The organism is Nonomuraea sp. NPDC048901, assembly GCF_040649695.1.
GTDB lineage: Bacteria > Actinomycetota > Actinomycetes > Streptosporangiales > Streptosporangiaceae > Nonomuraea.
Map to the genome: position 1 here is coordinate 377,443 of NZ_JBEZFW010000010.1, position 15,489 is coordinate 392,931.

The window sequence follows — 15,489 nt, forward strand, 5'->3', positions numbered from 1 at the left end:
TACCCGTGGCGAGGTCGGACGGAACACGACCGCCAGCCCGCTGTCGAGGTGACGCCGCAGGTCAGGACCTAGGCCCTCGGCGATGTGGGACGTTCGCCGCTACCGACCTTCGCCGCTGGAGCGGACCCTGGGAGGTGAAGGAGAGGTGAGAACGATGACAGTCGAGGTCAAGGACGTCATGGGACGCGTGGCCATCGCCGTCCTCGAAGACGCGCCGTTCGCCGAGATCGTGGGGGCGATGAAGCGGTATGCCGTCGGCGCGGTCACCGTGATCGACGCCGACCGGCGGCCTGTGGGCGTGGTCTCCGAAGAAGATCTGCTGCTGAAGGAGACCGACACCGTACGGCACAGCGTCTCGATCTTCGAGTCGCGCCATCAGCGCCAGGAACACCACAAGGCCGCGGGCATCAAAGCGGAAGAGCTCATGACCACTCCGGCGATCACCGTCACGCCCGGCGCGTCCGTCCGCGACGCGGCGCGGCTCATGCACGACAAGCGCGTCAAGCAACTGCCCGTGATCGACCCGGTCACCGGGCGCATCATCGGCACGCTGCATCAGCGTGACGTACTGCGGGTCTTCACCCGTCCGGCCGTCGACCTGATGGCGGACATCACCGCGCTGCTGCCTGACCGCGAGGCGTTCTCGATCGAGCTCGACAAGGGTGTCGTGACGCTCGGTGGCAGGGTCGAGTGGAACTCCCAGGCCACTGCCCTCGTGGAGTCGATCCGCGGTGTGGAGGGCGTCGTAGACGTCGTCAGCGAACTGACCTTCGACAAGGAAGACCTCATCGTCGTGCCGTCCCTGCTCTGAGACCTCTCATGAGGCTGGATTCGACCACGGAGGTGCCCGCCACCAGCTGGAACGGTGGCGGGCATTGGGCGGCTGGGTATCAGGCCGGCCACGTCCACTCGCTGATTTCGGGCGCGTCCTCGCCGTGTTCACGCGTGTGGGCGCGGGCGCGCAGGCGCGTGTCCGTCATCAACTGGCGGAGGTGAGCCGCACTGCTGCCGAGCCCCGGGGTGCGGTCGATCACATCGGTGACCAGGTGGTAGCGGTCGATGTCGTTGAGCATGGCCATGTCGAAGGGTGTGGTGGTGGTGCCTTCCTCCTTGTAGCCGCGGACGTGCAGGTGGGCGTGGCCGTGGCGGCGGTAGGTGAGGCGGTGGATGAGTGAGGGATAGCCGTGGAAGTTGAAGATGACCGGCTTGTCGGTGGTGAACAGGGTGTCGTATTCGTTGTCCGGCAGGCCGTGCGGGTGTTCTGAGGGTGGTTGCAGGCGCATCAGGTCGACCACGTTGATGACGCGGACGCGTAGTTCGGGCAGGTGCTCGCGGAGCAGGGCGGCGGCGGCCAGGGTTTCCAGGGTGGGGATGTCACCGGCGCAGGCCAGCACCACGTCGGGATCGGTGCCCTCGTCGGTGGAGGCCCAGGGCAGGATGCCCAGGCCGCGGGTGCAGTGGGCGATGGCCTCGTTCATGGTGAACAGGTCGAGGATCGGCTGCTTGCCGGCCACGATGACGTTGACGTAGTCGCGCGAGCGCAGGCAGTGATCGCCGACCGACAGCAGGGTGTTGGCGTCCGGGGGCAGGTAGACGCGCACCACGCTGGCCTTCTTGTTGATCACGACGTCGAGGAAGCCGGGGTCCTGGTGGGAGAAGCCGTTGTGGTCCTGGCGCCAGACGTGCGAGGACAGCAGGTAGTTCAGCGATGCCACCGGCAGGCGCCACGGGATGCCTTTCGCTGTTTCCAGCCACTTGGCGTGCTGGTTGAACATCGCGTCGATGATGTGGATGAACGCCTCGTAGCAGTTGAACAGGCCGTGCCGCCCGGTCAGCAGGTAGCCCTCCAGCCAGCCCTGGCACAGGTGCTCGCTCAGCACCTCCATCACCCGGCCGCCGGGGGCCAGGTTCTCGTCGGTCGGCTCGAGGCGGGCGTTCCAGGCCCGGTCGGTGGCCTCGAACACGGCCGACAGGCGATTGGACGCGGTCTCGTCCGGGCCCATCAGCCGGAAGGTACGCGGATTGGCGGCGATCACATCACGCAGCAGCCCGCCCAGCACTCGGGTGGGTTCGCTGAACTGGGTCGCGGGCGACTTGACTTCCACCGCGTGCTCGCGGAAGTCCGGCAGCCTGAGAGGTTCGAGCAGTGCACCGCCATTGGTATGGGGGCTGGCACTCATCCGGCGATCTCCCGGCGGCACCGTCTCCCGGATGGAGGCCACCGGACGGCCGTCGTCGTCGAACAGTTCCTCGGGCCGGTAGGAGCGCATCCATTCCTCCAGCATCGCCAGGTGCTCGGGGTTCTCCCGTACCTTGGCCAGCGGCACCTGATGGGCCCGCCAGGTGCCCTCCACCGGCAGCCCGTCCACGACGCGGGGCCCGGTCCAGCCCTTGGGCGTGCGCAGGATGATCATGGGGAGGCGGTCGGATCGGCGCTGTTTGTACTCGGCGATCTGGTCGAAGACGGTGTCGAGGGTGGTGGCCATCTCCTGGTGGTCGGGGCCGACCAGGTGGGGGCGGTAGCCGTACCCCTCCATGAGCTTGAGCAGGTCGTTCTCCGGGATCCGGGCCAGGACGGTCGGGTTGGCGATCTTGTAGCCGTTCAGGTGCAGGATCGGCAGCACCGCGCCGTCGCGGGATGGGTCGAGGAGCTTGTTGGAATGCCAGCTCGCGGCCAGTGGTCCGGTCTCGGCCTCGCCGTCGCCGATGACGCAGGCCACGACCAGTTCGGGGTTGTCGAAGGCGGCTCCGTAGGCGTGCGCGAGGGAGTAGCCCAGCTCGCCGCCCTCGTGGATGGAGCCGGGTGTCTCCGGCGCGACATGGCTCGGGATGCCGCCGGGGAAGGAGAACTGCCGGAACAGCCGTTGCATCCCGGCCGCGTCCTGGGAGATGTCCGGGTAGCGCTCGGAGTAGGTGCCCTCCAGCCAGGCGTGCGCTACTGCTGCGGGGCCGCCGTGGCCGGGGCCGGCGATGTAGATCATGTCCTGGTCGCGTTCGCGGATGATCCGGTTGAGGTGGGCGAAGCAGAAGTTCAGGCCCGGTGTGGTGCCCCAATGACCCAGCAGGCGCGGTTTGATGTGCTCAGGGAGCAGCCGCTCCGTCAGCAGCGGATTGTCCAGCAGGTATATCTGGCCCACCGACAGGTAGTTCGCCGCGCGCCAGTACGCATCGACCTGACTGAGTACGTCCATCAGTGCTCCTTACGTCAGTGAGATCGACGCCGATCAGGCGCCGCCCCACATCGGGACTTCGATGACGTCGTCGTGCTTCCAGGTGAGCTCGTCGTGGACGGCGACGACGCCGTCGATGCTCTCGGCCATGCGGACGGCGGCGATGGCTTCGGTGTGCCTGCTGACGATCCCGTTCAGGGTGACGACGCCTTCGGTCACCTCGACGTCCAGGCCCTTTGGGTCGGTCCACATGGCGCTGGTCGGGATCCCGGCCAGTACCAGCGTCCGGATCTCCTCGTCGGCGCGGAGGAAGACCTTGAGCAGGTCACGGCGGCTGACGATGCCGACTAGCCTGCCGTCCGCGTCGACGACGGGCAGGCGCTTGACGCCATAGCGGTCCATCAGCCGGGCGGCCGCCACGACGGGGGAGCCGGGTGTGGTGACGTGGGCGGACGCGGTCATCAGCTCGCCGGCGGTCTCGCCGAGCGCCTTGTAGGAGCCGGTGCCCTCGCTGCCCATGGCGTGGCGGATGCGGGCGCGTAGTGGCGGCCGGTAGGCGTCGTCGTAGTAGAGCTCTTTGAATTCCTCCTTGGCCAGCAGGTCGGCCTCGGATACGACGCCGAGCACGTGGCCGTCGTCGTCGATGACCGGGACGGCGCTGATGCCGCCGGCGATCAGGGTCTCGGCGATGGCCTTGAACGGGGTCTTCGCCGTAACGGTGACGACCTTGGCGGTCATCACGTCGGCGACGGTCCTGCGCTTCACGGCTCAGCCCTTCTCGTCCGCTGCTGTCATACCTTCAGCACAGCCCTGCGGCAGTGCGCCTGGTAGGGCCGTAAGTCCCGAACGGGGTGGTCGTTGGTCAGCGCAGGCGGCGCAGCAGCGGAGACTGCGGCGGAGCGCAGGGCGCGATCCTGATCCGCACGTCCACCGTCGTGACGCGGTCGGCCGTGACGATGACCGGGTTCAGGTCGAGCTCGGCCACCTCGGGCAGGTCTTCGAGCAGCTTGCTCACCCGTACGAGCTGGTCGGCCAGGGCATCCACCCTGACGAGCGGCGAGCCGCGGTAGCCGTGCAGCAGCGGCGAGCAGCGCAGCTCCTCGATCATCTCGGCGGCGTCGGTGACCGGAGGGACCCGGAAGGCGCGGTCGGCCAGCAGTTCCGCGGTCACACCGCCCATCCCGACCATGACCAGCGGCCCGAACGCAGGGTAGTTGACGCCGCCGATGATGATCTCGACCCCACCGGGCAGCATCGGCTGGAGGACCGCGCCGGTCATCTCCGAGCCGATGCGTGACGACATTTCGTGATACGCCTGCCGTACCTCCTCGGCTGTCCGCAGGTTCAGGCGGACGCCGCCGACGTCGCTCTTGTGCACGGGACCTGCGGCCTTGAGTACGGCCGGCAGCCCGAGACGGACGGCGGCCTCGGCGGCGTCATCCGGCCCGCTCACATCCGCGGACTCCACCAGGCTCAGGCCGTAGCAGGCGAGCAGCCGGAGAGCGGCTGTGGGGGAGAGCCAGCGGCCGTCCGGGGCCAGGGCCAGCTCGGCGTGGACGATCTGCCGTGCGGCGGCGGTGTCGACGGACGGAGGTTCGGCGGCGGGCACGGCCGGGCGCGCCCGCCATTCGGCGTAGCGCACTACGTGGGCGAGCGCCTCGACGGCCTGCTCCGGGAACGCGTAGGCGGGAACCCGGCCGTCGATCAGCCCGTCATGGCCGACGACGCAGGCCAGCACGGTTGTGGCGGCGTCCTTGGTCGCGGCGGCGATGGCCTGACGGGTCTCCTCCAGACCGGAGCCGAACGGCGGGGTGTAGATGATGAGCACCACGTCCACGTCGGAAGCCTCGACGAGCGCCTTGACAGCTCCACCGATCTCGTCGGCGGTCGCGTCGGCGGTGAGGTCCACGGGATTGCCGAGCGCGGCGGCGGTGCGGGCCGCCAGCAGCCCAGAGGGCAGCTCGGGTACGACCAGACCGTGCCGCTCGCAGGCGTCGGCGGCCATCGCCTCCGGCCCGCCGGAGTTGCCGACGATCGCCACGCGGCGACCCTTGGGGAGGGGCTGGCAGGCCAGCAGCCGGGCGGTGTCGATCAGGTCGCGCACGCTGTCGAGCCTGATCACCCCGCAGGCGCGGGCGAGCGCGTCCACCGCCACGTCCGGAGTGGCCGCCGCCGCGGTGTGCGAGCGGACAGCCCGGTCGCCCGCGCCCGAGCGGCCGCTCTTGACCAGCAGGATCGGCTTCTTGGCCGCGACGCGGCGGGCGATGCGGGCGAACTTGCGCGGGTTGCCGAACGACTCCAGGTAGAGCGCGATCACGTCGGTGTGCTCGTCGTCCTCCCAGTACTCCAGCAGGTCGTTGCCGCTGACGTCGGCCTTGTTGCCGACCGAGACGAACGACGAGACCTCCAGCCGTTCCAGCAGCGCGGCGCCCACCGCACCCGATTGCGACATCAGCGCGACGCGGCCGGCGGCGGGGGAGCGCGGCAGGAAGCTGGCATTGAGGCGGACGGCGGTGTTGACGATGCCCAGGCAGTTCGGGCCGACCAGCCGCATCCCGGCGGTGCGGCAGATCTTCAGCAGGTCCGCCTCCAAGTCGCCCTGCCCGCTCTCGGCGAACCCGGACGTCAGCACGACGAGCCCGGCCACTCCCGCCTCGGCGCAGTCACGGGCCACCTCCAGCACATGTCTGGCGGGAACGGCCACGACGGCCAGATCTACGCCATCGGGAACCCTCGCGTGGCAGGTCAACCCGGCCACCACGGCCGCGTTGGGGTTGACCGGGAAGAGCGGCCCGCCGAAGCCGCCGTCGATCAGGTTGCGCAGCACCCGGTGTCCCACGCCTGACGGGTCGCGCCCGGCGCCGATCACCGCCACGGACCGCGGTTCCAGCACGCGGGTCAGCGAGGCCCGCTCGGCCTCGTGATCACGCGCCTCGACGCCCGCCGCCAACCGTGCCGTCGGTCGTGAGGCGATGCTGAGGTGCAGCGTGCCGCCATCGCAGTGCCGCGTCATGTCCAGGCCGAGATCGCGCAGGACATTGATCATCGGCCGGTTCTCGGCGAGCACGTCGGCCACCAGTTCGCGTACGCCATGACCGCCCGCCTCCAGAGCCACGTGCTCCAGCAGCAGCGTGCCGAGCCCGTGGCCGTGTACGGCGTCGTCCAGGAGGATCGCCAGGTCGGCGCTGCCGTCCCGGGCGGGGATGTATTCGGCGACGGCGACCAGCCGCCCTCGCATGGTGGCCACCAGCGCGTGACCGTCGTACTTCTCCGCGGTGATGCGGTCCATATAGGAGTGGGCGGTGTTGCGGCCGCCGGTGAAGAAACGCAGGTAGGCCGACCGTTCCGAGGAGCGGTCCACCAGCCTGTGCAGGGCTTGGCGGTCGGTGGGGAGAAGTGGGCGCACGTGGGCGATGCCGCCGTCACGCAACAGCACGTCATAGCCGTCAGGCATGGTGGGTCTCCAGTTCGCCGGCCGGGCGACGCGGTGGACGGGCCCCGTACGGGCCATAACCGAGTCGGATGATCGAGCGGTCGATCGCCGGGAGTGGTGAGCGCCGCGGCAAACTGATCTCCTCACCGGACACGGCGAAGCGCCACGGCTGGGTGTTGTGCACGGAAGGCGCCTGACCGGCTGCGATGAGCAGCCGCCTGACGCCGAGTTCGGCGGCGAGTGATGGGGACATGACGCACCTCCCGCCACCCACGCTGCCGCAGGTGCCGCGCCCTCCGGCAGTGCCGTACGGCCTCGGCCTTCGTGCCGAAGGTCCCGGCCATCGGGTCCGCGGCGAGCGTTCAACGAGGGCTGATGCCTCTAATGGGGCGGGACCTTCGGCCCTGCCCGGCCGCCTTGCCGATGTGATGCGCTGGTGTCATCACCGAGTGGAGGTGCTGTCATGGTCGTCACTCATACGGCACAGCATCGGGAGCGTGCCATCCAGGCGGCGTTGCAGGCCGCACGCTGGGCTCCTTCCGTGCACAACACGCAGCCCTGGTCTTTCGGCGTGCATGGTGAGGAGATCAGTTTGCGGGCCGACACCGCCAGGAAGCTGCTCATCGGCGACAGTGCAGGCAGGGAGTTGCTGATCAGTTGCGGGGCCGCCCTTTTCACCGTCCGTACGGCGCTGCGATGTGCGGGTTATGAGCCGTCCGTGCGTGTGCTGCCGGACCCGGACCGTCCCTCGCTGCTGGCCACGATCAGGCTGGGAGCGGAGGTGGAGGCCGATGAGGACACGCGGGCGCTCGGCGGGGAGATCGAGCGGCGCCGGACTCACAGGGCGGGGTTCACCGATCTGCCCGTGCCTGAGCGGCTGGTCGAAGGGCTGGTCAAGGACGCGAGGTGTGAGGGGGCCAGGCTGACGCCGGTCGGCTCGGTGGCCGCGGTGGGCATCATCGCGGCGCTCACCCAGGCGGCGCAGGCGGCGCAGTCGCAGGATCGGGTGCTCAGCCTGGAGGTGATCCGCTGGGCGCGGCCGCCGGGCAGTGCCCGCAAGGACGGGGTGCCGGCCGAGGGCTACCCGCGCCGGGCGGCCCGGACGGACCCGGACTTCCCGCAGCGTGACTATGCCTGGCGCCATGATTGGGGCAGTCAGGCCGATCAGCGTGCTTCCACGGCCACCGGAGCCGTGGCACTGCTCACCACCCCGGGCGACACCCGGCAGGAATGGATCGCGACGGGACAGGCATTGCAGAGCGTCCTTCTGCACGCCTCCGCCTACGGTGTCAGCGCCGCCTTCCACACCCAGGCGCTGGAGATGTACCACCTGCGCGAGTTCCTCAGGCAGGAGCTGTGCTCGCAGGAGTACCCACAGATGATCATGCGGCTGGGCATCACCTTCGACGACAAGGAATCCGTCCGGCGGCCACTGTCCGACATGCTGGAGTAGGAGCCGAGCGCTTATCGACCCGTGGGTGATGGTCGTGGGCGCGTCTCGGTGTAACACTGATCTTTATGATGGAAGGCGAGCATCGCCCGTTGATGCCGAATATGCGGCTGGATGAGCTGCTGGCCGAGCTGCAGGTGCGGCTGAATGCCGTGCTGGCCACCCGCGACAGGGTGCACGCGCTGCTGGAAGCCGTCGTGTCGGTGGGCAGCGACCTGGATCTGGAGACGGTGCTGCGCCGGATCGTAGAGACCGCGACCGAGTTGGTGGACGCCAGTTATGGTGCGCTGGGCGTGGTCGGGCAGGAGAACACGCTCCTGCAGTTCATCCCGGTCGGGTTGAGCGAGGAGGAGATCGCTCGCATCGAGCACTGGCCGCACGGGCTCGGCCTGCTCGGGCTGCTGATCAAGGATGCCCGGCCGCTGCGCCTCGGCCGTATCTCCGATCATCCCGAGTCCTACGGCTTCCCTCCCGGGCACCCGCCGATGGGCACCTTTCTCGGCGTGCCCGTACGGGTGCGCGACGAGGTGTTCGGCAACCTGTATCTGACCGAGAAGCGCGGCGGCGGCGAGTTCGATGAGGAGGATGAAGCGATCGTCATCGCGCTGGCCACCGCCGCCGGTGTCGCGGTGGAGAACGCCCGGCTGTTCGAGGAGACCCGGCGGCGCGAGACCTGGCTGCAGGCCTCCTCCGAGGTCACCACCAGCCTGCTGTCCGGGGCCGACCCGCACGAGGTGCTCACCCTGATGGCGGCCCGCGCCCGCCAGATGAGCGACGCCGACCTCGTGAAGATCCTCATGCCGGAGGCGGGTGGCCGGTCCCTGGTGGTGGAGTACGTCGATGGCGAGCACGCCGATCAGGTGGCGGGCCTGACCTTCGATCTGGAGGCCACCGCGGCCGGTCAGGTTTACACCCGTGGCGAGGCGGTGTCCGCGCAGGACCTGAACGAGACGAACTCACCGTTGCGTCATTTGGGCTTCGGCCCCGAACTGCTGATGCCCTTGGGCGTAGGGGAGAAGGTACGTGGTGTGGTGGCGGTGGCGAAACGGTCGGGCCGGTTGCCGTTCAGCGCGGCGGACCTGCGCATGCTGGAGGCCTTCGCCGGGCAGGCCGCCATCGCGCTGGAGTTGGCCGAAGCCCGCCGGGACGCCGAACGCCTCGGCCTGCTCGAAGATCGCGACCGTATCGCCAAGGATCTGCACGACGTGGTCATTCAGCGGCTGTTCGCGATCGCGATGACGCTGATGAGCACCGTCCGGCTGGTGGACAATCCCGAGGTGTCGAGCCGGATGCGGCATGCGATCGACGAACTGGACGAGACCATCCGGCAGATCCGTTCGACCATCTTCGCCCTGCAGGGGTCGCGCGAGACGGGCGGGCCGAGCCTGCGCGCGCAGATCGTGGAGTTGGTGGAATCGGCTCGTGGCCATCTCGGCTTCATGCCGGGCCTGCTGATGGAGGGCCAGCTCGACAACCGCGTGCCTGAACCCGTCGCCGAGCATCTGCTGGCCGTCCTGCGCGAAGCGCTGTCCAACCTGGTCCGCCACGCCAAGGCCTCCCAAGCTGATGTTTCCGTCGAAGTGGCGGATGACGTTCTCACGCTGGCCGTTCAGGACAACGGCGTCGGACTGCCCGCCGGTGGCAGGCGAAGCGGCCTGCGCAACCTGCAGGAGCGTGCCACCGCGCTCGGGGGGTCCTTCGACGTCATCTCTCCAGAGGCCGGGGGGACCGCTCTTCGCTGGAGTGTTCCTCTCTGATGCGCTCAGATTCGCCGTCGCACTGAGGACGAAGGCCCGTCAGTCGCGCCGATCCGCCCGCAGCCGTGCCGAGAGTGCCGCCGCCTGGGTACGGCGTTGCATGTCGAGTTTGGACAGCAGGTTGGACACGTAGTTCTTGACCGTCTTCTCGGCCAGGAACATCCGCTCGCCGATCTGCCGGTTGGTCAGCCCTTCGCCGATCAGGTCGAGGATGTTGCGCTCCTGCTCCGACAGCGCCGCCAGCGGGTCCCTCCTGGCGGCCTGCTCCCGAAGCCGGTGCAGCATCGCCGCGGTGGTCTGCGGATCGAGCAGCGACTGCCCCGAGGCGACGGTGCGTACGGCACCGACCAGGTCGGAGCCGTGGATCTGCTTGAGCACGTACCCGGCGGCGCCCGCCATCACCGCCTCGAACAGCGCGTCGTCGTCGGCGTAGGAGGTCAGCATCAGGCACGCCAGCCGCGGCAGCCTGGACCGGGCCTCGCGGCACACGTCCACGCCGTTGCCGTCGGGCAGCCGGACGTCCAGCACCGCCACGTCCGGCTTGAGCGCCGGGATGCGGGCGATCGCCGACTCCGCGGTCCCGGCCTCGCCGATCACCTCTATGTCGTCCTCGGCGTCCAGCAGGGCGGCCACGCCCCGCCGTACCACCTCATGATCGTCAACGAGGAACACCCGAATCATGCTCCGACGCTAACCGGTTCAGCCCACCACAAGAAAGGGGCCAAAGCCCCTATTCAGCACAGCGGTTTCCCTGAGATGACGAGTTCGCTCCTCCGAGCCCTTCTCAGGTTCGGCGGCTTTCGTCCGAGAGGCATTCGGTGCCAGGCCGCCGCGGCGGCGCTGGTGCGAGTAGGCCACGCGCGTACTCCGGTACTCGCCGGGCAGGCGAGTCAGGCGGTCTACGGTCGCCACCGCCGAGGGCGATCGGCAGCCGTCACGGGACTTTGGTCCCTAACCCGTCAGGTAGGGTGCTGACAGGCTGACGGTATGAAACTCGACTCGGCCGGCCTGCAGGTGCTCTCCCACGAGGAGTGCATGCGCCTGCTGCCCACCCGCCCGATCGGGCGGATCGTCTTCACCGACAGCGCCCTGCCGGCCGTGCAACCGGTCAACTTCTGCCTGGACGGGGAGGACATCGTCATCCGCACGGCGGCCGGTTCTAAGCTGGCCGCCGCCACACGCCATGCGGTTGTGGCCTTCGAGGTGGACGACTTCGACTCAGTGGAGCGCACGGGCTGGTCGGTCACCGTCGTGGGGCTGGCTCGTGTAGCCGACGATCCTGCACAGATCGCCCGGCTGGAAAGCCTGCGGCTGACGCCGTGGACACGCAGCCCCGACCACTTCATCGTCATCACCACGGTGGAGGCCACCGGCCGGCGCATCCAGCGGCCCGCCTGACCGTCCAGATCCGGCAAGCAGCTCGCCGACGGTCAGTTTGTCGATGATGTCGACGACGCCACTGACGCGGTGGGCCATGCGTGTCGCGAGCATGGTTTCGCCGCGTCGGTCCATCCAGCCGCTCAGTGTTACCACACCCCGGTCGACGTGTACGGCAACGCCTGAGGTCTCCATGCACAACGAGCCCTCCAGAACCTCTTCGCGGATCTCGCGGGCGATGTCATGAGCTCGGCGGCCGTGTCACCCACCGCCTTCCGCCGGAGGCTGCCTCCTTCCTGCGCCATCAGATGACGTAGCCGTGCGCGCAGCGGCGGTTGGTAGGCGTCGCCGTAATACTGTTCGCGGAACTCCTCCTTGCACAGCAGGTCCGCCTCGGACACGACGCCGAGGACGTAGTTGCTCTCGTGAACCACCGGCACGGCGCTGACGCCGTGCGTTATGAGCGCCTCGGCGATGTCCTTGAACGACGTTCTGCTGTTGACCGAGACGACCTGCGCGGTCATGACGTCTTGCACCGTGGTCCGCATGATGGACCCTCCTTCGGATGTCGTCTCGATCCCACCGCCTTGCGCTCCGGACCGATAGGGGCGGAAGTCCCGGGGCGCCCGGTCCTTGGTCCGTATGGGCGCTGCGATGACGGTGCGGATCTCCCCGAGACCGGCGTCGCCGTACGAAGTGCCGAAAGTCCCGCCATGGCGGGTCGTACGGCACTGCCCGCCGATCACCGGAGACGGTGTGATCGAGGTGTGAGAAGAGCAGCCAATCCGCACTGAAAGGGGGCCGTCATGGCCACCACACGTTCAACCCCCATGAACGTCGACACGAGGGACAGCGCCACCCGCCCGGTCGATTATGTCTGGGCGATCGCCCGGATCTCGATCGGCTGGATCTTCCTGTGGGCGTTTCTGGACAAGACCTTCGGCTGGGGCTTCGCCACCCCGGCCAACCGCGCCTGGATCTCCGGCGGCAGCCCCACCACCGGCTTCCTCAAGGGGACCGGCGAGAACGCGCTCGGCGGCTTGTTCTCCGGCCTGGCCGGACAGCCCTGGGTGGACTGGCTGTTCATGCTCGGCCTGCTCGGCATCGGCGCCGCACTCATCCTCGGCGTCGGCCTCCGGACCGCCGCCATCACTGGCAGCCTCATGCTGGTCCTCATGTGGGCCGCCGAACTACCCCTGGCCAACAACCCCTTCATGGACGAACACATCGTCTACGCCATCGTCCTGGTCGGCCTCGCCCTCGCAGGCGCCGGCACCACCCTCGGACTCGGCAAGCTTCCCATCGTCCAGCGCAACCCGTACCTCAAGTAGCGGGCCCGTCGATGCCCACCCTCCAGCCCGAGGGCGGGCATCGCACTGTGTCGGCACCTACCCGCTCACGGATCGGGTATAACGGCGGGCCGCCCGGGGACCTTGTGCCCTGACCGCCGCGCCGGCACGGGACGACGCTGGGGGCACATCGACACGTGCAGAGGTGGAGACGGTCATGGCCGATCACATGAGCCCGCTGAATGCGGTATTCCTGGATCTCGAAGACGAGGAACCCGAGGTGTCCCTGGCGACCGCATCGATTGTCGTCTTCGAAGGACCTGCGCCCGCCACGGAGAAGTTCCTCACGGCCATGGGAACCAGGCTTCGGCTGATGCCGCGCTATCACCAGAAGGCTCGCCAGGTGCCGCTCGACCTCGGCTCGCCGGTCTGGGCGGACGACCCCGCGTTCGATCTGACCTATCACGTCCGGCGGGTGGCCCTTGCCCCACCGGGGGACGACCCGGTGCTCCACGAGCGGATCGGCGACATCATGTCGCAGCGACTCGATCGAGCCCGGCCCTTGTGGGAGTACTGGGTGATCGAAGGCTTGTCCGGCGGCCGGTGGGCGCTGTTGTCGAAGGTACACCCTTGCCTGGCCGACGGAGTGTCCGGCACGCACCCCAACCAGGCGATCTTCGACAGGTCGCCCGCAGGCGGGGTGGAGCCACCGCAGGACGTGCGGCCTCCGGACCCCGAGCCGTCCACTCTGATCCTGGCCGCCGGCGCGCTGCGCGACCTGCTCCTCAATCCGGTCGAACAGGCGCGCATGATCGGCAGGGCGCTGGCCGCACCACGCGCCACCATCCGGCGCGTCGCGGAAACCGCGCGTGGTCTGATCGCTCTGACCGGCGCGCTGCGGCCCGCGAACGCCTCCACCCTGACCGGCCCGATCAGTGCGTACCGGCGTTACGCCGTGGCCCGCGCGTCGCTGACCGACGTCAAGAAGATCGCCCAACGGGCGGACACCACCTTCGACGACGTGGCACTGTCCGCGATCAGCGGCGGTTTCCGCCACCTGCTGCTCCAGCGCGGTGAGGAGCCGCACGCGCGCGCGGTGCGTTCGCTGGTCCCGGTCTCGGGACGTGCCCGCGGGGAGGAGGGCGGGCGCGAGAACCGGGTTTCGCTGATGCCGGCGTTCCTGCCGGTGCACGTGGCCGATCCCGTCAAGCGGCTGCGCGTCGTGCATGAGCACCTCGTCGAGTTGAAGGCGAGCGGACAGGCCCAGGTCGCGGAGGCGATGGCCGCACTGGCCGGGCACGAGCCGTTCCCGCCCATCTCCTGGGGGTTGCGGCTGGCCGCGCACCTGCCGCAGCGCCACATCGTCACGGTCACCACCAACGTGCCCGGGCCGCCCGAGCCGCTGTACCTGCTCGGCCGGCGGGTGCTGGAGATCCTCCCGTACGTCCCGATCGCCTTGCGGCTGCGTACCGGCGTGTCGATCTGCACGTACGGTGATCAGGTCGCTTTCGGCGTCACCGGCGACTACGACGGGGCGCCCGAGGTCGAGCCGCTCGCCCGCACCATCGAGAACGAACTCCAAGCGCTGAGCCTCGCTTACCGCCCAAACCCCGCCCTGCCGGCGGTCACACCGCTGCGTCCCAAGGGTGCCCGGCCGCGAAGGGTGGCCAAGCGTCCATCGACCGGCACGAAGGCGAAGGCGGCGGACCGCCGGCCGAGGTAGCCGGAAGGAGAGATCCATGTTCGACCTCGGTCGCCGAGAGCCGCAACGCCGGTAAGCCGATCTGGGGCACAGTGGCGGCGTCGCGCTCGCCGTGGACGGCGTAGGTGACCAGCCGATTACGGGTCCTGGGCATGGTCGGCAGGACGACGTGCCGGCGCGGTTCATCTCGGTGGGAGTCGCGGTCTCAGATTGGCGGTGGGGATCACCACGACCGGGCACCAGGCTTCGAGCAGTGCGGTCTGGGTGACCGGTCCCAGCAGAAGGCAGGTGGGTGACTCGTTCCCCCGGTTGCCGAGCACGAGGAGCGTCGCATCTTTGGCTGAGTCGATCAGTGCACGCTGGGGCCGCTCGATCACGAATTCCGTCGTGACCGGTACGTCGGGATGTCTGCGCGCCAGTTGGGATGCGACTTCATGGAAGCGAGCCTCGGCTCCCCTGCGCAGCGCGTGCGAATCCACGAAGGGAAGCGGCTCCTGCCAAGACGGCGATCCGCACTCTTCCCAGCAACACAGGGCCGCCACGGTGCCGCCACGCAGCGCGGCCTCCTCCAGAGCGAACTCGAAGGCCGCCAGGCTCGCGGGCGAGCCGTCGATGCCGACCACGACCCGGATCTCCTGGCTGCCCGGTGATGGGAGGGGCCGGAGCCAGGTTCCGGGCACGGCGGACACCATCGTCCACCACGCCGCCGGCGACCTGCTCGATCTGCGCCAAAACTTCCGGCGCGACAGGCCTGAGGGCGTATGGCCAGTGCCAGACATGGCAGACCAGTAGGGGGAGCCTCCGCAGCCGCGCCTCTTCGACTGCCCAGCGCAGTGCCTGCCCGCTCTCAGGCGAATCGTCGTAGCCGACCAGAATAGGCCGACCGGCATATCGATCGCTCACTGCCACCCTCCGGAGGAGGAATTCTCTGGCTTTGCCGCATAAGCTTTCCCCCAGCCGGTGAGATGAGACCCAATGGCGATGAAACTCCTGGCCTCATCTCGCTTGCTGTAGACCGTCTTGGACGCGCTCTTGACCTGGTCCGCAGTTCGTGAATCGGAATTCTCGGAACAGGACTCAGCATTCGAATATTCATCTTTAATATTCGTTACCCTTCCGCCGGATCTCACCAGGCAGGTACGGCACGAGCCGACCGAAGTCAGACGATCATCGTGGCACAACGTGGGCAACTCGATGCCTGCCGCGCGCACGACATCGAGCACCGAGGCGTCATCCGCCATCTGGGCGGTCACACCTTCGACCTGAACCCTCACCGCCCCCACCCCCCGAGCCGTTCGCCGTAGGCGCGGG

The 15,489-nt window shown here is 68.8% G+C and carries 14 protein-coding genes and 2 pseudogenes; 6 read left to right on the forward strand and 10 right to left on the reverse strand.

Annotated features, from left to right (window positions below):
- Nucleotides 1–154: 154 nt before the first annotated feature.
- On the forward strand, nucleotides 155–811 hold the full coding sequence (locus AB0C30_RS33685; RefSeq protein ID WP_357952193.1) for a CBS domain-containing protein: 657 nt from the start codon (nucleotides 155–157) through the stop codon (nucleotides 809–811).
- Nucleotides 812–890: 79 nt separating this feature from the next.
- Here the strand turns inward: AB0C30_RS33685 and AB0C30_RS33690 are convergent, their stop codons facing one another.
- The 4 genes from AB0C30_RS33690 to AB0C30_RS33705 all read right to left on the reverse strand — a co-directional run bounded on the left by AB0C30_RS33690 (nucleotide 891) and on the right by AB0C30_RS33705 (nucleotide 6,856).
- A complete protein-coding gene (locus AB0C30_RS33690) occupies nucleotides 891–3,191 on the reverse strand; it encodes a phosphoketolase family protein (protein WP_357952155.1) in 2,301 nt (766 codons plus the stop codon).
- Nucleotides 3,192–3,224: 33 nt separating this feature from the next.
- A complete protein-coding gene (locus AB0C30_RS33695; protein WP_357952156.1) occupies nucleotides 3,225–3,935 on the reverse strand; it encodes a CBS domain-containing protein in 711 nt (236 codons plus the stop codon).
- A 97-nt stretch (nucleotides 3,936–4,032) separates the two neighbouring features.
- Complete coding sequence (locus AB0C30_RS33700; protein ID WP_357952157.1) at nucleotides 4,033–6,624, reverse strand: GNAT family N-acetyltransferase; 2,592 nt, start codon at nucleotides 6,622–6,624, stop codon at nucleotides 4,033–4,035.
- Complete coding sequence (locus tag AB0C30_RS33705) at nucleotides 6,617–6,856, reverse strand: hypothetical protein (protein ID WP_357952158.1); 240 nt, start codon at nucleotides 6,854–6,856, stop codon at nucleotides 6,617–6,619. The genes AB0C30_RS33700 and AB0C30_RS33705 overlap by 8 nt, the downstream gene beginning before the upstream one ends.
- A 210-nt stretch (nucleotides 6,857–7,066) precedes the next feature.
- Here AB0C30_RS33705 and AB0C30_RS33710 point away from each other — a divergent pair, with 210 nt between their 5' ends.
- Complete coding sequence (locus tag AB0C30_RS33710) at nucleotides 7,067–8,056, forward strand: nitroreductase family protein (protein WP_357952159.1); 990 nt, start codon at nucleotides 7,067–7,069, stop codon at nucleotides 8,054–8,056.
- A 101-nt stretch (nucleotides 8,057–8,157) separates the two neighbouring features.
- A complete protein-coding gene (locus AB0C30_RS33715; RefSeq protein WP_357952160.1) occupies nucleotides 8,158–9,810 on the forward strand; it encodes a GAF domain-containing protein in 1,653 nt (550 codons plus the stop codon).
- A 39-nt stretch (nucleotides 9,811–9,849) separates the two neighbouring features.
- Here the strand turns inward: AB0C30_RS33715 and AB0C30_RS33720 are convergent, their stop codons facing one another.
- Entirely contained in the window at nucleotides 9,850–10,491 is a 642-nt protein-coding gene (locus AB0C30_RS33720; RefSeq protein ID WP_357952161.1) for a response regulator transcription factor, read from the reverse strand.
- A gap of 306 nt (nucleotides 10,492–10,797) precedes the next feature.
- On the opposite strand from AB0C30_RS33720, the gene AB0C30_RS33725 reads away from it, so the two are divergent.
- A complete protein-coding gene (locus AB0C30_RS33725) occupies nucleotides 10,798–11,208 on the forward strand; it encodes a pyridoxamine 5'-phosphate oxidase family protein (protein WP_357952162.1) in 411 nt (136 codons plus the stop codon).
- A gap of 84 nt (nucleotides 11,209–11,292) precedes the next feature.
- Here the strand turns inward: AB0C30_RS33725 and AB0C30_RS33730 are convergent.
- Nucleotides 11,293–11,370: pseudogene (locus AB0C30_RS33730) on the reverse strand (hypothetical protein); the annotation flags it as partial.
- On the reverse strand, nucleotides 11,337–11,735 hold the full coding sequence (locus AB0C30_RS33735) for a CBS domain-containing protein (protein ID WP_357952163.1): 399 nt from the start codon (nucleotides 11,733–11,735) through the stop codon (nucleotides 11,337–11,339). The pseudogene AB0C30_RS33730 and the gene AB0C30_RS33735, both read right to left, overlap by 34 nt.
- A gap of 258 nt (nucleotides 11,736–11,993) precedes the next feature.
- Between AB0C30_RS33735 and AB0C30_RS33740 the strand changes: the two genes are divergently transcribed.
- Nucleotides 11,994–12,518, forward strand: coding sequence for a hypothetical protein (locus tag AB0C30_RS33740; protein WP_357952164.1), 525 nt, complete (start codon nucleotides 11,994–11,996; stop codon nucleotides 12,516–12,518).
- A 175-nt stretch (nucleotides 12,519–12,693) separates the two neighbouring features.
- Nucleotides 12,694–14,199 (forward strand): wax ester/triacylglycerol synthase family O-acyltransferase, encoded by a 1,506-nt coding sequence (locus AB0C30_RS33745; RefSeq protein ID WP_357952165.1) that lies wholly within the window; start codon nucleotides 12,694–12,696, stop codon nucleotides 14,197–14,199.
- A 161-nt stretch (nucleotides 14,200–14,360) separates the two neighbouring features.
- On the opposite strand, the gene AB0C30_RS33750 is transcribed toward AB0C30_RS33745, so the two are convergent.
- The 3 genes and pseudogenes from AB0C30_RS33750 to AB0C30_RS33760 form a co-directional block, all read right to left on the reverse strand.
- Complete coding sequence (locus tag AB0C30_RS33750) at nucleotides 14,361–14,801, reverse strand: universal stress protein (RefSeq protein WP_357952194.1); 441 nt, start codon at nucleotides 14,799–14,801, stop codon at nucleotides 14,361–14,363.
- 160 nt (nucleotides 14,802–14,961) lie between these two features.
- Nucleotides 14,962–15,087 (reverse strand): annotated as a pseudogene (locus tag AB0C30_RS33755) (universal stress protein); the annotation flags it as partial.
- On the reverse strand, nucleotides 15,078–15,452 hold the full coding sequence (locus AB0C30_RS33760; protein ID WP_357952166.1) for a 2Fe-2S iron-sulfur cluster-binding protein: 375 nt from the start codon (nucleotides 15,450–15,452) through the stop codon (nucleotides 15,078–15,080). The gene AB0C30_RS33760 and the pseudogene AB0C30_RS33755, both read right to left, overlap by 10 nt.
- Between the last annotated feature and the right edge of the window lie 37 nt (nucleotides 15,453–15,489).

Coding starts and splice junctions, on each gene's coding strand:
- AB0C30_RS33685 (WP_357952193.1), top strand. CDS start 155: ATGACAGTCGAGGTCAAGGACGTCATGGGACGCGTGGCCATCGCCGTC.
- AB0C30_RS33690 (WP_357952155.1), bottom strand. CDS start 3,191: ATGGACGTACTCAGTCAGGTCGATGCGTACTGGCGCGCGGCGAACTAC.
- AB0C30_RS33700 (WP_357952157.1), bottom strand. CDS start 6,624: ATGCCTGACGGCTATGACGTGCTGTTGCGTGACGGCGGCATCGCCCAC.
- AB0C30_RS33705 (WP_357952158.1), bottom strand. CDS start 6,856: ATGTCCCCATCACTCGCCGCCGAACTCGGCGTCAGGCGGCTGCTCATC.
- AB0C30_RS33710 (WP_357952159.1), top strand. CDS start 7,067: ATGGTCGTCACTCATACGGCACAGCATCGGGAGCGTGCCATCCAGGCG.
- AB0C30_RS33715 (WP_357952160.1), top strand. CDS start 8,158: ATGCGGCTGGATGAGCTGCTGGCCGAGCTGCAGGTGCGGCTGAATGCC.
- AB0C30_RS33720 (WP_357952161.1), bottom strand. CDS start 10,491: ATGATTCGGGTGTTCCTCGTTGACGATCATGAGGTGGTACGGCGGGGC.
- AB0C30_RS33725 (WP_357952162.1), top strand. CDS start 10,798: ATGAAACTCGACTCGGCCGGCCTGCAGGTGCTCTCCCACGAGGAGTGC.
- AB0C30_RS33735 (WP_357952163.1), bottom strand. CDS start 11,735: ATGCGGACCACGGTGCAAGACGTCATGACCGCGCAGGTCGTCTCGGTC.
- AB0C30_RS33740 (WP_357952164.1), top strand. CDS start 11,994: ATGGCCACCACACGTTCAACCCCCATGAACGTCGACACGAGGGACAGC.
- AB0C30_RS33745 (WP_357952165.1), top strand. CDS start 12,694: ATGGCCGATCACATGAGCCCGCTGAATGCGGTATTCCTGGATCTCGAA.